This is a genomic window from Streptomyces nidicola, from assembly GCF_050106155.1.
Classification (GTDB): Bacteria; Actinomycetota; Actinomycetes; order Streptomycetales; family Streptomycetaceae; genus Streptomyces.
The window spans coordinates 5,148,603-5,165,198 of record NZ_JBNBPI010000001.1; the positions used below are offsets into that span (position 1 = coordinate 5,148,603).

Annotated in this window: 12 protein-coding genes; 5 read left to right on the plus strand and 7 right to left on the minus strand. The window is 71.0% G+C overall.

The window, feature by feature from the left end:
- Positions 1 to 427: 427 nt before the first annotated feature.
- Positions 428 to 2,956 carry an ATP-dependent Clp protease ATP-binding subunit gene (locus ACOKM3_RS23475; RefSeq protein WP_426903005.1) on the plus strand — a complete coding sequence of 843 codons (2,529 nt, stop codon included), beginning with the start codon at positions 428 to 430 and terminating at the stop codon, positions 2,954 to 2,956.
- A gap of 78 nt (positions 2,957 to 3,034) precedes the next feature.
- Here ACOKM3_RS23475 and ACOKM3_RS23480 read toward each other — a convergent pair whose 3' ends face one another.
- Positions 3,035 to 6,025, minus strand: coding sequence for an NACHT domain-containing protein (locus ACOKM3_RS23480; RefSeq protein WP_426903006.1), 2,991 nt, complete (start codon positions 6,023 to 6,025; stop codon positions 3,035 to 3,037).
- A 424-nt stretch (positions 6,026 to 6,449) separates the two neighbouring features.
- Here ACOKM3_RS23480 and ACOKM3_RS23485 point away from each other — a divergent pair, with 424 nt between their 5' ends.
- The gene (locus ACOKM3_RS23485; protein ID WP_426903007.1) at positions 6,450 to 7,157 is read left to right on the plus strand and encodes a M23 family metallopeptidase; all 708 of its coding nucleotides are present in this window, start codon (positions 6,450 to 6,452) and stop codon (positions 7,155 to 7,157) included.
- Positions 7,158 to 7,179: 22 nt separating this feature from the next.
- Here ACOKM3_RS23485 and ACOKM3_RS23490 read toward each other — a convergent pair whose 3' ends face one another.
- Positions 7,180 to 7,761 carry a TetR/AcrR family transcriptional regulator gene (locus ACOKM3_RS23490; RefSeq protein ID WP_426903008.1) on the minus strand — a complete coding sequence of 194 codons (582 nt, stop codon included), beginning with the start codon at positions 7,759 to 7,761 and terminating at the stop codon, positions 7,180 to 7,182.
- Positions 7,762 to 7,903: 142 nt separating this feature from the next.
- On the opposite strand from ACOKM3_RS23490, the gene ACOKM3_RS23495 reads away from it, so the two are divergent.
- Positions 7,904 to 9,463 (plus strand): MDR family MFS transporter, encoded by a 1,560-nt coding sequence (locus ACOKM3_RS23495; RefSeq protein WP_426903009.1) that lies wholly within the window; start codon positions 7,904 to 7,906, stop codon positions 9,461 to 9,463.
- Between the two features lie 103 nt (positions 9,464 to 9,566).
- On the opposite strand, the gene cseC is transcribed toward ACOKM3_RS23495, so the two are convergent.
- The 5 genes from cseC to ACOKM3_RS23520 form a co-directional block, all read right to left on the minus strand.
- Positions 9,567 to 11,057 (minus strand): two-component system sensor histidine kinase CseC, encoded by a 1,491-nt coding sequence (gene cseC / locus ACOKM3_RS23500; RefSeq protein WP_426903010.1) that lies wholly within the window; start codon positions 11,055 to 11,057, stop codon positions 9,567 to 9,569.
- Positions 11,058 to 11,080: 23 nt separating this feature from the next.
- On the minus strand, positions 11,081 to 11,809 hold the full coding sequence (gene cseB, locus ACOKM3_RS23505) for a two-component system response regulator CseB (RefSeq protein WP_426906880.1): 729 nt from the start codon (positions 11,807 to 11,809) through the stop codon (positions 11,081 to 11,083).
- A gap of 54 nt (positions 11,810 to 11,863) precedes the next feature.
- Positions 11,864 to 12,499 (minus strand): hypothetical protein, encoded by a 636-nt coding sequence (locus ACOKM3_RS23510; RefSeq protein WP_426903011.1) that lies wholly within the window; start codon positions 12,497 to 12,499, stop codon positions 11,864 to 11,866.
- 62 nt (positions 12,500 to 12,561) lie between these two features.
- Positions 12,562 to 13,113 carry a SigE family RNA polymerase sigma factor gene (locus tag ACOKM3_RS23515; RefSeq protein ID WP_267070076.1) on the minus strand — a complete coding sequence of 184 codons (552 nt, stop codon included), beginning with the start codon at positions 13,111 to 13,113 and terminating at the stop codon, positions 12,562 to 12,564.
- A 173-nt stretch (positions 13,114 to 13,286) separates the two neighbouring features.
- Positions 13,287 to 14,195 (minus strand): HhH-GPD family protein, encoded by a 909-nt coding sequence (locus ACOKM3_RS23520; RefSeq protein ID WP_426903012.1) that lies wholly within the window; start codon positions 14,193 to 14,195, stop codon positions 13,287 to 13,289.
- Between the two features lie 128 nt (positions 14,196 to 14,323).
- Here ACOKM3_RS23520 and ACOKM3_RS23525 point away from each other — a divergent pair, with 128 nt between their 5' ends.
- Both ACOKM3_RS23525 and ACOKM3_RS23530 read left to right on the plus strand, forming a co-directional pair.
- On the plus strand, positions 14,324 to 15,901 hold the full coding sequence (locus ACOKM3_RS23525) for a sensor histidine kinase (protein ID WP_426903013.1): 1,578 nt from the start codon (positions 14,324 to 14,326) through the stop codon (positions 15,899 to 15,901).
- A complete protein-coding gene (locus ACOKM3_RS23530; protein WP_426903014.1) occupies positions 15,889 to 16,572 on the plus strand; it encodes a response regulator in 684 nt (227 codons plus the stop codon). Before ACOKM3_RS23525 ends, ACOKM3_RS23530 begins: the two co-directional genes overlap by 13 nt.
- Positions 16,573 to 16,596 lie beyond the last annotated feature (24 nt).

Consider the following 16,596-nt stretch of genomic DNA (forward strand, 5'->3'; position numbering starts at 1 on the left):
AGGAGCAACAGCCACCGACGCTCCGGGGTTACGCACCGTCGTCGACTGCATGCGTAGTGTGTCCGGAAAAGGGGCGTACGGGAGCGTTGGGCGGCGCAAAGTTGTTCGCCCGTAGCGGAGGGAACCGGGGTGCGCCGCATGGAGTGTCAGTCCGTACGGGTAAGACATCCCTAGTGGGAGGGGCGACACGTGCAGGACGGGCAGCCTGCGTTCGCCATCGGCGTACTGATGGTGGGGGTATCTGCCTGGCCTGCGGGAACATCGTCTCGCACCATCGGGTTGGAGCAGTTGTCGGCGTTCGGGGCAGGAGACCATGAACGGGTGTCGGCAGATGGAATGAGCGGTCCCCGCTTGCGGGACTAAGCTGCGGAAGGACAGGGAGGGGACCGACCCCTAACTGCCTGACCGCTCTGAGGAGCGATTAACGATGTTCGAGAGGTTCACCGACCGCGCGCGGCGGGTTGTCGTCCTGGCTCAGGAAGAAGCCCGGATGCTCAACCACAATTACATCGGCACCGAGCACATCCTCCTGGGCTTGATCCACGAGGGCGAGGGTGTCGCCGCTAAGGCCCTGGAGAGCCTCGGGATTTCGCTCGAGGCGGTCCGCCAGCAGGTGGAGGAGATCATCGGTCAGGGCCAGCAGGCCCCGTCCGGGCACATCCCCTTCACCCCCCGTGCCAAGAAGGTCCTGGAGCTGTCGCTCCGCGAGGCCCTTCAGCTGGGCCACAACTACATCGGCACGGAGCACATCCTGCTCGGCCTGATCCGCGAGGGCGAGGGCGTCGCCGCCCAGGTCCTGGTCAAGCTGGGCGCAGACCTCAACCGGGTGCGGCAGCAGGTCATCCAGCTGCTCTCCGGTTACCAGGGCAAGGAGACCGCCGGCGCCAGTGGCGGTCCTGCCGAGGGCACGCCCTCCACGTCCCTGGTGCTCGACCAGTTCGGCCGCAACCTGACGCAGGCCGCTCGTGAGTCCAAGCTCGACCCGGTCATCGGGCGCGAGAAGGAGATCGAGCGCGTGATGCAGGTCCTGTCGCGCCGTACCAAGAACAACCCGGTCCTGATCGGTGAGCCCGGCGTCGGCAAGACGGCGGTCGTCGAGGGCCTGGCCCAGGCGATCGTCAAGGGCGAGGTGCCCGAGACGCTGAAGGACAAGCACCTGTACACGCTTGACCTCGGCGCGCTGGTCGCGGGCTCCCGCTACCGCGGTGACTTCGAGGAGCGCCTGAAGAAGGTGCTCAAGGAGATCCGCACCCGCGGCGACATCATCCTGTTCATCGACGAGCTGCACACGCTGGTCGGTGCGGGTGCCGCGGAAGGTGCCATCGACGCCGCTTCGATCCTGAAGCCGATGCTGGCCCGCGGTGAGCTGCAGACCATCGGTGCGACGACACTCGACGAGTACCGCAAGCACCTGGAGAAGGACGCGGCCCTCGAGCGCCGCTTCCAGCCGATCCAGGTCGCGGAGCCGTCGCTGCCGCACACGATCGAGATCCTCAAGGGTCTCCGTGACCGCTACGAGGCCCACCACCGCGTCTCGATCACGGACGAGGCCCTCGTCCAGGCCGCGACGCTGGCCGACCGGTACATCTCGGACCGCTTCCTGCCGGACAAGGCGATCGACCTGATCGACGAGGCCGGTTCCCGGATGCGCATCCGCCGGATGACCGCGCCGCCGGACCTCCGCGAGTTCGACGAGAAGATCGCGGGCGTGCGTCGCGACAAGGAGTCGGCCATCGACTCCCAGGACTTCGAGAAGGCGGCCTCCCTCCGCGACAAGGAGAAGCAGCTGCTCGCCGCGAAGGCCAAGCGTGAGAAGGAATGGAAGGCCGGCGACATGGACGTCGTCGCCGAGGTCGACGGCGAGCTGATCGCCGAGGTCCTCGCGACCGCGACCGGCATTCCCGTCTTCAAGCTCACCGAGGAAGAGTCCTCGCGACTCCTCCGCATGGAAGACGAGCTCCACAAGCGCGTCATCGGCCAGAAGGACGCCGTCAAGGCGCTCTCGCGGGCGATCCGCCGTACGCGGGCCGGTCTGAAGGACCCGAAGCGTCCGGGTGGTTCGTTCATCTTCGCGGGCCCGTCCGGTGTCGGTAAGACCGAGCTCTCCAAGGCGCTCGCCGAGTTCCTCTTCGGCGACGAGGAGGCGCTGATCTCCCTCGACATGTCGGAGTTCAGCGAGAAGCACACGGTCTCGCGTCTCTTCGGTTCGCCCCCCGGTTACGTGGGCTACGAAGAGGGCGGCCAGCTGACCGAGAAGGTGCGCCGCAAGCCGTTCTCCGTCGTCCTCTTCGACGAGGTGGAGAAGGCCCACCCGGACATCTTCAACTCGTTGCTGCAGATTCTGGAGGACGGTCGCCTGACCGACTCCCAGGGTCGTGTCGTGGACTTCAAGAACACGGTCATCATCATGACGACCAACCTTGGAACCCGTGACATCTCGAAGGGCTTCAACCTCGGCTTCGCGGCCCAGGGCGACTCGAAGTCCAACTACGAGCGCATGAAGAACAAGGTGTCGGACGAGCTCAAGCAGCACTTCCGTCCCGAGTTCCTCAACCGTGTCGACGACGTCGTCGTCTTCCCGCAGCTCAGCCAGGGCGACATCCTCGAGATCGTCGACCTGATGATCACGAAGGTGGACGAGCGCCTCAAGGACCGCGACATGGGCATCGAGCTCTCGCAGTCCGCCAAGGAGCTGCTGTCCAAGAAGGGCTACGACCCCGTGCTCGGCGCGCGTCCGCTGCGGCGCACGATCCAGCGCGAGGTCGAGGACAGCCTGTCGGAGAAGATCCTCTTCGGCGAGCTGCGCCCGGGCCACATCGTGGTCGTGGACACGGAGGGCGAGGGCGAGAACAAGACCTTCACCTTCCGCGGCGAGGAGAAGTCGGCGCTGCCGGACGCTCCGCCGATCGAGGACGCGGCTGCCGGCGGTGGCCCGAACCTGAGCAAGGAGGCGTAACCCCTCCGGGGCGAGCCTGATACGGGTGGGCCCGAGCTGTTCCTGACGGAACGGTTCGGGCCCACCCGTTTTTGTGCCTCAGCGCTGGTCGACCGTGACCCGCGCCCGCGGGAACAGCCGGGCGTACCGCTCGGGTGGGAAGACCGCGCCGGGGGCCGTCTGCAGGACGAGGCGGCGCACGCCGGGCAGGCGGTACGGGAGGGGGCCCAGGTCCTCGGTGCCGTGCAGGGCCGGGAGGCGCAGCACCTCGATCCCGGGGAGTTCGGGCAGGGCCTCGATGGATTCGGGGTGGTCGGTGAACAGGAGCGAGTTCAGGTAGAGGTGTGTCAGGGCGGGGAGACCGGCGACGTGGCGCCAGTCCTCGGCGGTCGGCGCTGCGGCGAGCCGGCCGAGGCTCAGGGTGGTCAGCGTGGGCCAGTGGCCGAGGCCGCGCAGGCCGGTGGCGCGGGTGGCGTCGCCCCCCAAGAACAGGAAGCCCAGCGGGGCTCCGGTCGGCAGCGCCTCGGCGAGCGAATCGGCGGTGATCTCCCCGTTGAGGGACAGCCGGCGCAACGAGTTCAGGGCGGACAGGCCCGTGAAGTCGCTGTGCCCGTACGTGAGGTCGGTGAGCGGCAGACCGGCGAGCGCGCCGAGCCCGTGGGCGGCCGGGCAGCCCGCCACCCACAGCCCGGACAGGGCCGGGAACGCGGCCAGGGCGCCGAGATCTTCGGCCAGCGGGTTGTCCTGGAAGTAGACGAGGTTCACGGCGTCCGGGTTCGGGATCGTGGCGACCACGTCGGGCAGCGCGTGCGGGCCGCGGAATTCCAGCTGGTGCCAGGGCCGCATCCCCGCCAGTGCCGCGCGCTGCTCATCGGTATCGCAGGTGACGAACAGGCTGTCGCGCTCCAGGTGGTCGAGCACCTCCGCCGCGTACTCCCGCGTGGGGAACCGGCGCCAGGTGCCCGCCAGTTGGCGCCGTACGTCGAACGACGGGTGCGCCCGGAAACGGCGCAGCACGCCGAGCGCGCCCGCCGGTTCGGCGCTGCCGAGGAGCGAGGCCGTGATCACGACCCCGTACGCCTCCGCGTCGGTGAGTCCGTCAGGGCCCGGCAGCAGCTCCAGGGCCAGAGGGCCCGCTTCTGCCAGTTCGCGGGCGGCCTCGGGGGTGCTCGGCGGGATCAGCTCCCCGGCCGCCCGCTCCACCTCGGCACGCACCGCGGGATCCAGCGCCGTCGCGTGCTCCAGGCAGGCGAGGGCGAGCAGGGTGAGGCGCGGGGCACCGTACGAGAGCAGCTCGCGCAGCAGTTGGGCGCGTTCGCCGGGGCGGGCGTGGGCGACCGCCATGCGGATCGAGTCCTCGCCCTGCGGGTCGTCCGCGAGGCGCTGCACGAACGGCAGCGCGTGGCCCTCCTCCACGGCGTAGCGGGCGGCCAGATAGTCCTGGAAGGTGCGGTGCGCGAAGTCGACCGTGTCGGCGGCGGGTTCGCGCAGCAGACCGCTGCGGAGCAGCAGGGTGCGCAGGACGGTCGCCGCGTCGCCGTGCGCCGCCGCCGAGGCCACGGCGGGCAGCCGGCGCTCCAGTGCGCCGATGGCGTGCTCGCGGCTCATCTCGGTTCGGCCGCTGAGGACGAGGGCGTACGCGAGGTGCTGGAGGAGGTCCAGCTGGGCCTCCTCGCTCAGTTCGGGCACGGCCATGCCGCGCTCCCGGTCGCGCCGGGCCAGCAGCATCGTCAGGGCCGCGTCGTACAACTCCTTGCGGCCGGTGGGCAGATAGCCGCGCCGTTCGCGGTGCAGCGCGCAGATCAGGCCGCACATCAGGGGGTTGGTGGCGAGGCGGGCCAGATCGCGTTTGGTGCGCAGCGAGTCCAGGAGCGGGGCCTCGTAGGGGAGGGCGTCGGCCGCTGTGTGCCAGCGGTGCACGAAGGTGGCGACGTCGGCGGAGCGCATCGGCGGCAGCAGGACCTCGCGGAATCCGCCGTCGGCGAGCCATTCGGGGCGTACGGCGGTAGGGCGTGAGGTGAGCAGCCAACGGTTGCCGGGGTACGCGTCGACGAGGCCGCGCAGCCAGTCGCGCACCCGGTGCCGGTCGGCGGTGGGGATCTCGTCCAGGCCGTCCACCATGACCAGGGCGCGGGAGGCGGCGAGGACGCGCCCCACCCACCCGTCGGGTGCGGTCAGTGGGCAGGAAACCGCCGTCAGGAACGCGTCGGGGGCGGGCAGCGGTCCCCCCGCCAGGGTGCGCAGCGGCAGCACGAACGGGATCCGGTCCCCGTCCGCGGCGGCCCGGGTCGCCAGCCACTGGATCAGCGTCGTCTTGCCGGAGCCCGCGTCGCCGCGCAGCAGCACCCGGCCCCGGTCCGGATCCGTGTCGAAGGCCTCGGCCGACGCGGCGGTCGCCTCCAGGCTCAGATACGCCACGTCCAGGGGCCAGCGCTCGGGGGCCTCGAGCAGGTCGATTCCGTAGATGGTCAGATGCCGGTGGCGGTCGGCGATGTACCGGGCATAGCGCTCCTCGAAGGCGGTGTCGGCCGCGTCGGCGGGCGGCGTGCGGGCGATCAACTCGTCCGTCTTGGCGAGCAGCTCGGCCTGCCCCCGGCTCTGCTCCACCAGCGTCCGCGCCACGAAGGTCGACCGCTGCGTGAAGAAGTGCAGGATGTGGACGCAGGACCACTCCGTGAGCGAGTCGAGGAAGTAGGTCGCGTCGGCCGAGAGCTCCGGTGCGGGGGCCGCGCGGCGCAGGGCCTGGGCCAGGGCGCGCGGGCCCAGGCGGACCGCCTGGACGTCGTCCATGGTCAGGTCGCCGAGCGCGTGCAGGGTGCGGGTCAGGGCGAGGACGACCGGTTCCCGCTCCTCGTACGGGAACGGGGGTTCGCCGGGCCCGGCAACCGCCGCGTCGACCAGCTTGCGGGCGAGCCGTTCGAGGTCCGCCTCCGTGAGCGTGCGCTTCTCGCCCCGGAAGGAGACCAGGCCGGAGATGCGTACCGGCTTGTCCGTCAGGCCCGCTCCAGGGCCCTCCTGGACGAGGAGTTTCTTGAGCGCCGGGGCGATCACGCTCGATGCCAGACGGGTGCCGAGGGCAGCGGGATCCATGGTTCGGGAGCGTAGCCCCGGTCACATCCGCGAGGGGTTGGATCTTGCCGGTCGGTGACTTGCCGCACAGGACGTGCGTCACGTACTAACGGAAATAGTGGGATGAGGGGGGTCTGGGTGGGTCGTTACATGGTTGAGGGGTTCTGGTGATTTGTCTGTTTGGTGGGGGAGGTGTGCCCGCCCGGTCCGGGTGTGCGGCGATGAAGTGGGGTTAAACCAGGGATGAGGGCATAAATCGGGCTACTTTCGTCCCGGCTCGGCGGTGGTTCGATCCGGACGACTCTCGGGGTGGGTCTACGAGGACATGTCGTAGATGGGCGTTTTGGGTGGCGATGGGAGGTGGGGTTACCAAGGGATGGCCGGCCCGGCAGCACGAGGCAGTGCGCCGGGCCCCTCCATGTCCCAGTTCGAGAGGTCTGCCCATATGTCGAAGCGCACCCAGTCCCACCGCCCCGGTACGTCGATGCTCCGCAAGCGTGCCGCCGTCGTGGCCGCCGGGTTCGGAGTGTCGGCGCTGCTCGGGACCGGGGCCGCGGTCGCCGACTCCGCAGACGCCACCGCCCTCCCCGGTATCTCCGCCTCCTCCGTCGAGGCCCAGGCCACCGCCCAGGCCAAGGCCGCCGACAACGCCGCGAAGGCGAAGAAGGAGGCCGAGGCGAAGAAGAAGGCCGCCGAGGCCAAGAAGAAGGCGGCCCAGGAGAAGAAGGCCAAGTCCTGGATCGACCCGGTCAAGGACTACGAGCTCTCCGCCGGTTACTCGCAGGGCGGCGCCATGTGGGCCAGCGGCCACCACTCCGGCCAGGACTTCGCCGTCCCGGTCGGCACCGACGTGATGGCCGTGCACGGCGGCACCGTCGTCAAGGCCGGCGGCAACGGCGCCGGTGACGGCGCCGCGTACGGCAACGCCATCGTCATCAAGCACAGCGACGGCACGTACTCGCAGTACGCGCACCTGTCGCGGATCGACGTGAAGGTCGGTGACACCGTCTCCACGGGCAGCCACATCGCGAAGTCCGGCGACACCGGCAACTCCAGCGGCCCGCACCTGCACTTCGAGATCCGCACGACGGCGGACTACGGCTCGGCGGTCAACCCCGTCTCCTTCCTGAAGAAGGAGGGCGTGAGCGTCTGACGACGCCCACCGCACCGGCCCGTCAGCCCTGATGGGCCCGGGTGACCAGGTCGGAGGCGACCTCGAGGATGGCCTTGCGCTTCTCCTCGGGGTCGCCTTCGACGTCTTTGAGGACGAACATTCCGGCGTGCATCGAGAACAGCGCGCTGAAGCAGCGGACCCGGTCGGTCAGTGTGACGTCCTCGGGGAGCAGATGGTCGAGGAGCGACGTCATCCGCTCCTTGAAGTTCTCGCCGATGCTGAGCTCGCGCATCGTCGCCTGGTTCTCCTGCATGAAGCGGAAGAGCGGGGCGGCGTGGGCCAGCGCGTCCGAGTAGTGGCCGAGGATCTCGAGCTTGACCTCCAGCGTCGACGGCTGCTCGGCGGCCCACGCGATCACGTCGTCGATCGGCCTCATCAGGTCCGTGAACAGACTGACGACGATGTCTTCCTTGGTCTTGAAGTGGTAGTAGAGCGCGGCCTTCGTCACACCGAGGCGCTCGGAGATCTCCCGCAGCGACGTCTTCTCGTAGCCCTGCTCGGCGATGAGCTCCAAGGTCACGTCCTGAATGCGCTGGCGGGTGTCCCCGCGGCGCTGCTGCGGCTTACTGCTGCCCGTGACCATCGCTCGCTGCCTCTCGTGCCCTTGTCGAGCCCTTGGGAAAAAACTTACTTGACGCCCGGCTAGTTGGCGCTCTACTTTCCCCATTGTAGGTAACTAGCCGGGCGACAAGTAAGTCCCGGGTGACGCAGGGGGAGTGGGGACCATGGCACAGGCGGCGGCGCAGCCCGCGATATCGGATCAACCGGATCAGTCGTCGGTGAAACAGCCGCGCAGCGTACGGGTCGTGCTGCTCGCGCTGATGCTCGCCATGTTGCTGGCCATGCTCGACAACATGATCGTGGGCACCGCGATGCCCACCATCGTCGGCGAGCTGGGCGGCCTCGAGCACCTGTCGTGGGTCGTCACCGCGTACACGCTCGCGACCGCCGCCTCCACGCCGATCTGGGGGAAGATCGGCGACATGTACGGCAGGAAGGGCGCCTTCCTGACCTCCATCGTGATCTTCCTGCTCGGCTCCGTGCTCAGCGGAATGGCCCAGGACATGGGGCAGCTGATCGGCTTCCGGGCCGTTCAAGGCCTCGGCGCCGGTGGGCTGATGGTCGGGGTCATGGCCATCATCGGCGATCTGATCCCGCCCCGTGAGCGGGGCAAGTACCAGGGCATGATGGCCGGCGTGATGGCGCTGGCCATGATCGGCGGGCCGCTCGTCGGCGGCACCATCACCGACCACCTCGGCTGGCGCTGGGCCTTCTACATCAACGTGCCGCTCGGCATCCTCGCCCTCGTGGCGATCACCGCCGTGCTGCATCTGCCGAAGAAGCGGTCCGGGGGGTCCATCGACTATCTGGGCGCCGCGCTGCTCACCGTCGGCATCACCTCGATCGTGCTCGTGACCACGTGGGGCGGGAGCGAGTACGCCTGGGACTCCGCCGTGATCATGGAGCTGATCGGGATCGGCGTCGCCGCGCTCGTCGGGTTCGTGTTCTCGCAGACCAAGGCGGCCGAGCCGATCGTGCCGCTGCACATCTTCCGCAACCGCAACTTCACGCTGATGTCCGTGATCGGCTTCATCACCGGCTTCGTGATGTTCGGCGCGGTGCTCTTCCTGCCGCTGTACCAGCAGTCCGTGCAGGGCGCGTCCGCGACCAACTCCGGTCTGCTGCTGCTTCCGATGCTGCTCGCGATGATGGTCGTCTCGCTGATCGCGGGCCGGGTCACCACCAACACCGGCAAGTACAAGGTGTTCCCGGTGGCGGGCAGCGTCCTGATGATCGCCGGTCTGTTCCTGCTCGCGCAGATGGACACCCAGACCTCACGGTTCACGTCCGGGCTCTACATGGCCGTGCTCGGCGCCGGGATGGGCTGTCTGATGCAGATCACGATGCTGGTCGCGCAGAACAGCGTGGAGATGAAGGACATGGGCGTCGCGTCCTCGTCGACGACCCTGTTCCGGACGCTCGGGTCCTCGTTCGGCGTCGCCATCATGGGCGCGCTGTTCAACAACCGGGTGCAGGACGTCATGGCGGAGAAGGCGGGGGCGCTCGGCGGGAAGGTCACCGAGCAGTCGGCGCAGCTGGACGCGGCGAGCCTGGCGAAGCTGCCGGAACAGGCGCGGGAGGCCTACCAGTTCGCCGTCTCCTCCGGCACGCACTCCGCGTTCCTGCTGGGCTCCGTGGTGGCGCTCGGCTCGCTGCTCGCGGCGGTCTTCGTCAAGGAGGTCGTCCTGCGGGGGGCCGAGAACCCGAGCCCTGTGGGCGACTGAGGACGGGTGGGCAAATCAAGCCCCTCCGGCGATTGAGGAGCGGGGTCTGGGGCGGAGCCCCGGGGCGGAGGACGGTGCCGACGACGGGGCTTGGCGCGGGACCTCAATCGCCGGATGGCAGCCGCACCATCGGGAAGCTTCCCGTGTTCGTCGGTGCGTGTTCCGGGAGCCACAGCACCGCCACGGCGCCCTCGGCGGGGGCGTCCTGGTCCGCGCCCTGGGGGCGGATGTTGCGGAACGTGAGGCGGGCGCCGAGCACCCGGGCCTGGCCCGCCGCGATCGTCAGGCCCAGGCCGTGGCCGTGGCCCGCGCGGTCGGCGGCGCCGGTGCGGAAGCGGCTCGGCCCCTCCTCCAGGAGCTCCTCCGGGAAACCGGGGCCGTGGTCGCGTACCCGGAGCACCCGGCCCTCGACGCTGACCTCGATGGGCGGGCGGGCGTGCTTGGAGGCGTTGGCCAGCAGGTTGAGGAGGATGCGCTCCAGGCGGCGCGGGTCCGTCGTCACCTCGGACTCGTGGATCACCCGGACGGTGACGCCGTCGCCCGCGCGGGCCGCGATCCGGCGCTCCACGAACTCCCCGAGCATGATGTCCTGCAGCTCCGCCCGCTCGGCGGCGCTGTCGAGCCGGGCCACTTCCAGGACGTCCTCGACGAGCGTACGCATCGCCTGCGCGCGGTCCTTGACGAGTTCGCTGGGCCGCCCGGGAGGCAGCAGTTCGGCGGCGGTGAGCAGCCCGGTGACCGGAGTGCGCAGCTCGTGCGCGATGTCGGCGGTGACCCGGCGCTCGGCCTCCAGGCGCTGCTTCAGGGCGTCGGCCATCGCGTCGACGGCCTGCGCGAGATCGTCCGTCTCGTCGAGTACGACACCGCCGATGGCGCCGCGGACGCGGACGTCGCTCTGCCCTGCCGCGACATCGCGGGCCGCGCTCGCCGCCTTGCGCAGCCGGCGGGAGAGCTGGCCGCCGATGAGGACGCCGAGCGCGCTGCCGCCGAGCACGACGGAGATCGAGCCGATGAGCAGCGCCTTGTCGAGGTCCTTCATCACGGTGGCGCTGCGGTCGGCGAACCGGGTGTGCACCGAGAGGATCCCGCCGTTGCTGAGCGGGACCGCGGCCCAGATGTCGGGGACGCCGCTGGCCGACTCCGACACGTACGTGACACGGCGGCCCTCGCGTGCCTTCGCGCGCAGGTCGGGCGGGAGCGCCGGGTCGTCCACCTTGAAGCCGACGGGCAGATTGCCGCCGCGGGCCTCGTACTGGCGCTGCACGAACTGGATCCGCTCGTCCTGCACGTCCCGCGCGTTGTCCAGCATCGAGACACGGGCCGCGTTGTGCACGACGAGGCTGAGCGCCACGGCGACGAGCGCGCCCACGAAGGCGATGGCGACGCTGATCTTCCAGCGCACGCCGGTCCGCAGTCCGTGCGGGATCCAGGAGCGGGCGGATTTCCGGGCGCCGGCCGACGTCCCGGCGGCGGCCGGCTTCTTCGCGGCACCTGTGGCGCCTGCGGCACCCGTGCCACCCGTGACGCGTGGCGCCGGGACGGCGGACGCCGACGCGGCGGTTGCCGAGCCGGTCCTCGTCGTGCCCCTCCTCATACGCTCAGGTCCCATCAGCCCGGTCAGGCCTTGAGCTTGTAGCCGAAGCCGCGGACCGTCTCGATCCGGTCCTGGCCGATCTTCGTACGCAGCCGCTGCACATGGACGTCGACGACGCGGGTGTCGCCGCCCCAGCCGTAGTCCCACACACGCTCGAGGAGCTTGTCGCGGGAGAGTACGGAGCCGGGCGCGGAGGAGAACTCGAGCAGCAGGCGCATCTCGGTGGGCGTCAGGGCCACCGGCTCCCCGCCCTTCCTGACCTCCATGCCGTCCGTGTCGATCTCCAGGTCGCCGAAGCGCAGCGCTCCGTGGTCGGGCGCGGGGCTCTCCTCGGCCGCGCCGGAGGCCGCCGAGGCGCCGCCCGCGTGCCCGAAGCGGCGCAGCACGGCGCGGATCCTGGCCACGAGCACCGCCCCGTCGAACGGCTTCGTCACGTAGTCGTCGGCCCCGGCCTCCAGGCCGAGCACGACGTCGATGGAGTCGGCGCGCGCGGAGAGCATGATCACCGGAACCGTCGACTCGTCGCGGATGCGGCGGCACAGGGAGACCCCGTCGAGCCCCGGCACCATCACGTCGAGCAGCGCGATGTCCGGCCGGTTCGACCGGAACGCCTCCAGGCCCGCGAGCCCGTCCGGCATCGCGGTGACCACGAAGCCGTCGCGCTCCAGGGCCAGCTGGGTGGCCTCGCGGATGACGTCGTCGTCCTCGACGAACAGGACGTGCGTCGGCTCGCCCTTGCGCTCACCGCCCATGCCCGCCATCCGTTCTCTCCTCCACCACGTGTCTCAGCACTCAGCCTTCGTCACTCAGCCGCCGTCGTCCGAAGGCGCGGGGCTCGTCCCGTCCACCGCGTTGCTGTAATCGTTGTGCGTGCGGCTCTCCTGGGCGAATCCGTGCCCGCTCCACCGGTACGTGAGGATCTCCTCGCCGGACGGTGAGGCGACCGAGTCGCCCTTCTCGTACACCTGCTTGGTTACCACGAGATCACCCCGGTCGATCTCCGCGTACACCGGGGGTTCTTCGTCCCTGAAGACATTCTTGTACGTGCCGCCCTCGTCGCGGTACACGTACGTGCCGATGCCGACCGCGTCACCGCAGGTCATCACGTTGACGACGACGTCGCTGCGGGAGCTGCCGGTCAGTGTTCCGTAGCTCACGTCGACCGGGTACTCGTCCGCCACGCACGGCTTCAGGTCGCGCTTGATGTCCGCGCCGACCTTCGGGTCCCGCTTCACCATCCGGACCGCTTCGGCGGAGCTCGGGGCGCTCGGGGAGGCGGAGGCCGAGGGGCTCGCGCTGCCCGCCGCCGTCGATCCGACCGGGTCCGTGCGGGCGGGGCCCTCGTCACGGGCGCCGGTGCCTCCGGTCGAGCACGCCGCGAGGCCCCCGGCGAACAGCCCGAGGGCGGCGAGCCCGGCGATCGCCGCGCCCCCCGCCTTCATTCCCCGCTTCAGGGCGGACCGCCCTGACATCAGGGCCGTACGAATCCCAGAGGCACGTATGCCTAGGCCGCGCAACGCTCCCGCTCCTCACGTTCGAGCGCGCGGCCGGCCAGTTCCTCGCGCTCCCGCTTCTCCAGCTCCTCACGGAGCCGGGCGAGGGCCCGGTGCAGCGTGCTCTTCACGGTTCCGGCCGACATTCCGAGAGCGGCGGCCGTCTCCTCTGTGGACATCTGCTCCCAGTGTCGCAGCACCACGACGCTGCGCTGCTTCGGAGCCAGCACCTTCATGACGTCCATCAGCAGGGCGCGGTCCGCGTGCTGCTCCGTCGAGTCGTCGATCGAGGACTCGGGCAGCTGCTCGGTGGGCACTTCCTCCAGCTTGCGCGCCCGCCACCACTCGGTCCGCGTGTTGATCATGACGCGGCGCAGATACGCGTCGGCCAGGCGCTTGTCCGCTATGCCGTCCCACCGCCCGTACGTCCGCACGAGCGCGGTCTGCAGCAGGTCCTGGGCGTCGACCGGGTCGGGCACGAGACGCCGGGCGCTGCGCAGCAGAGCGTCCTGCCGCGTCCGCACGTACTCTTCGAACCCGAGCACCTCACCGGCGTGCGCCATGATCAACTGCCTCCCGCTTCCCGCAATCCCCGTGGTCCGCACAGGTTGTGTGCGGTTACGAGGAAGAAGTTACGGAGGAGTTGTCACGGCGTTGTCCGTTCCGGCCAGCGGCGAACGCACGACTACCCGTCGGTTGTGTAACGAAGGGGGCCGGGTGGGGCTCCGCGCCCGGCTCAGCCCTGCGGAAGCCGGTAGAGGCCGCCGGCGAGGGGCTCCACCAAACCGTCGTCGACCAGGCCGTCCAGGGCCCTGGCCCGCTGCACCGGCTCGTCCCACACGCGGTCGAGCGCCGACTGCGGCACCGGGGCGACGGCGTCCCGCAGCACGGCGAGCAGCTTGCCGCGGACCTGGCGGTCGGTGCCCGCGTACGTCTGGCCGCGCCGCGGCGGGCCCTCGTGCGCGGGCTTCCCGGAGAGCCGCCACGCGCACATCGCGGCGATCGGGCAGCGGTGGCACTCCTCGTTCTTGGCGGTGCACACCAGGGCGCCCAACTCCATGGAGGCGGCAGCCCACTTGGCGGCGGTGTCCTCCTCCTCGGGCAGCAGCGCGCGGGCCAGCTTCCGCTCGGCGGCGGTCGTCGCGTTCGGCGGGTACTGCACGCCGGCGACGGCGCGGGCGAACACCCGGCGCACGTTCGTGTCGAGGACCGCGTGCCGCTGGCCGTACGCGAACGAGGCGACGGCGGCCGCCGTGTACTCGCCGATGCCGGGCAGCGCGAGGAGCTGCGCGTGGCTGGTGGGTACGTCGCCGCCGTGGCGTTCCGCTATGGCGACGGCGGCGCCGTGCAGACGCAGGGCGCGCCGCGGGTAGCCGAGCCGGCCCCAGGCGCGGACGGCCTCGCCGGGAGCCTCGGCGGCGAGGTCGGCGGGGCGGGGCCAGCGGGCGAGCCACTGCTCGTACACCGGGAGCACGCGGTTGACGGGCGTCTGCTGGAGCATGAACTCGCTGACCATCACGCCCCACGGGCCCGCGTCGCGGCGGCGCCAGGGGAGGTCGCGGGCGTGCTCGGTGAACCAGTCGATGACCGGTGCGTGGAGATCGGTGTTCGCGGCGTTCTCGGGATTCTTCGTGAGCGCAGTCATGGCACCTCCGATCCTGCCATGGGTGGGGGCGGGGGTGGGGGAGCGTGGTGTGTTGTGCGGGGGTGGGGCGCGGAGACCTGACGATCGGCAGGGGCGGAAGGGGGCGGCTCGCTTGTAGCGTCAAAGGGGTGGAGGATCGACGACGTATCTTGCTGGTCGGGCTGTCGCTCTGGGGTGTGCTCGCCCTTCCGGTGCTCGCCGTCGAGTGGCTGCATCTGCACGAACCGGACAGCACCTGGCAGCAGCTCACCGGAATCGCCGCGCTCGGCGCCGCCACCGCGCTGCACCGCCGGCTCCCCGCCACCGCCTTCCTGCTCGCGGCAGCCCCTGGCCTCGCCGTCGCCTCGTCCCTGTTCACGCTCTCGTACGGGGGCGCGCTCGCCGTCTTCGCGTACCTCATGGGGCTGCGGTCGCCGGCCGTACGTCCCTCGCTCCTCGCCTTCGGGGCGCTCGCCGTCGCCGGCACCGTCAAGATCAGCGTCCGGCAGGTCGACCCGGCCGCCGAGTGGCTCGTGCTCATGGGGACGCTGCTGTTCGGCGCCGTCTTCCCCTGGCTCATCGGGCGGTACTGGCGGCAGAGCGGGGAGCTGACCGCCGCCGGCTGGGCCAGGGCCGAGCAGTTGGAGCGCGAGCACCGGATCGTCGCGGACCGCGCCCGGCTGCGCGAACGGGCCCGGATCGCGCAGGACATGCACGACTCCCTGGGCCATGAACTCAGCCTCATCGCACTGCGCGCAGGCGCCCTCCAGGTCGCACCCGACCTCGCCGACCAGCACCGCACGGCCGCCGCCGACCTGCGCTCCGCCGCCTCCGACGCCACCGACCGGCTGCACGGGATCATCGGCCTGCTCCGCGAGGAGGACGACGAGCAGGCCCCGCTCGCCCCGCCCGGCGAGACCGTCGCCGAACTCGTCGAGCGGGCCGCCGAATCGGGCCTCCCGGTGCACCTGGTGAGCACCCCCGAGAGCACACACGGCACAGAGGACCGCACTGCCTACCGCGTCGTCCAGGAAGCTCTGACCAACGCCGCCAAGTACGCGCCGGGCGCCCCCGTCACCGTAGAGGCGCGGCAGGACGGCACCGGCACGACCGTCACCGTCACCAACGCCCGCCCGGCCGACGCGCCCGCCGCGCCGCCCGGCAGCGGCACCGGACTGCTCGGCCTGCGGGCCCGGATCACCGCGCTCGGCGGCAGCTTCGACGCCGGCCCGCACGACGGCGGATTCCGGGTGACCGCCCGCCTTCCCGCGCCCGGCGCCCCACACCTCCAGCCCGCCGACGCCGGCTTCGGGCACGCCCGCCGCACCGCCAGACGCCGCGTGGGCCTGGCCTTCGGAGCGGCCGCGGTCGCGGGAACCGTCCTGATCGGCGGGGCGTTCACCTGGTACGCGTACACGAAGACGCATGCCGTCCTCACCCCGCAGGCGTACGCGCAGCTGCGTGTCGGCGCGCCCCTCGCCGACGTCGAGTCCCGGCTGCCCGAGCGCACGATCAGCGACCCGCCCGTCGAGCGCGCGCCCACGCCACCGCCCGCGCACGCGGACTGCCGCTACTACCGGGCGAGCGGTGAACTGTTCGTGACCGTCGAGCACTTCAGGCTCTGCTTCGCCGACGACGCGGCGCACACCCTCGTCGACAAGGCGGTGATCCCGAAGGCGGGCACCGCCGACCAAGTGAAGGAGGAGGAGCGTGAATGGGCGCGCTGAGCGAACCGGCCGCCGGCCGACGGATCAGGGTGCTGCTCGCCGACGACGAGGCGATGATCCGGGCCGGGGTCGGCGCGATCCTCGCGGCGGGCGGCGACTTCGAGATCGTCGCGGAGGCGGCCGACGGGCGGGAGGCCGTGCGCCTCGCCCAGGCCCACCGCCCGGACGTGGCGCTCCTCGACATCCGGATGCCGCGCCTGGACGGCCTCGCGGCGGCGGAGGAGATCACGGCGACGGTGCCCGGCACGGCCGTGGCGATGCTGACCACGTTCTCCGAGGAAGCGTACGTGGCGCGGGCGCTCGGCGGCGGCGCGACCGGCTTTCTGCTCAAGTCCGGCGATCCGCACGAACTGATGGCGGGCGTACGGGCGGTGGCGGACGGCGCCGCGTTCCTGTCGCCGAAAGTGGCTCGGCATGTCATCGACGGGCTCGGCGGCGGCCGGCTGACCCGCGAGGCCGCCGCCCGGCAGCGCGTCGAGGCGCTCACCCCGCGCGAGCGCGAGGTGCTCGGCCTGGTCGGCGCCGGCCTGTCGAACCCGGAGATCGCCGACCGGCTGCACCTCGTGGAGGGGACGGTGAAGGCGTACGTCAGCGCGGTCCTGGAGCGCCTCGAGGTCAAGAACCGCGTGCAGGCGGCCATCGTGGCGTACGAGGCGGGGCTGCTGACGTAGCGGTTCCGGAGGCCGACAGACGTA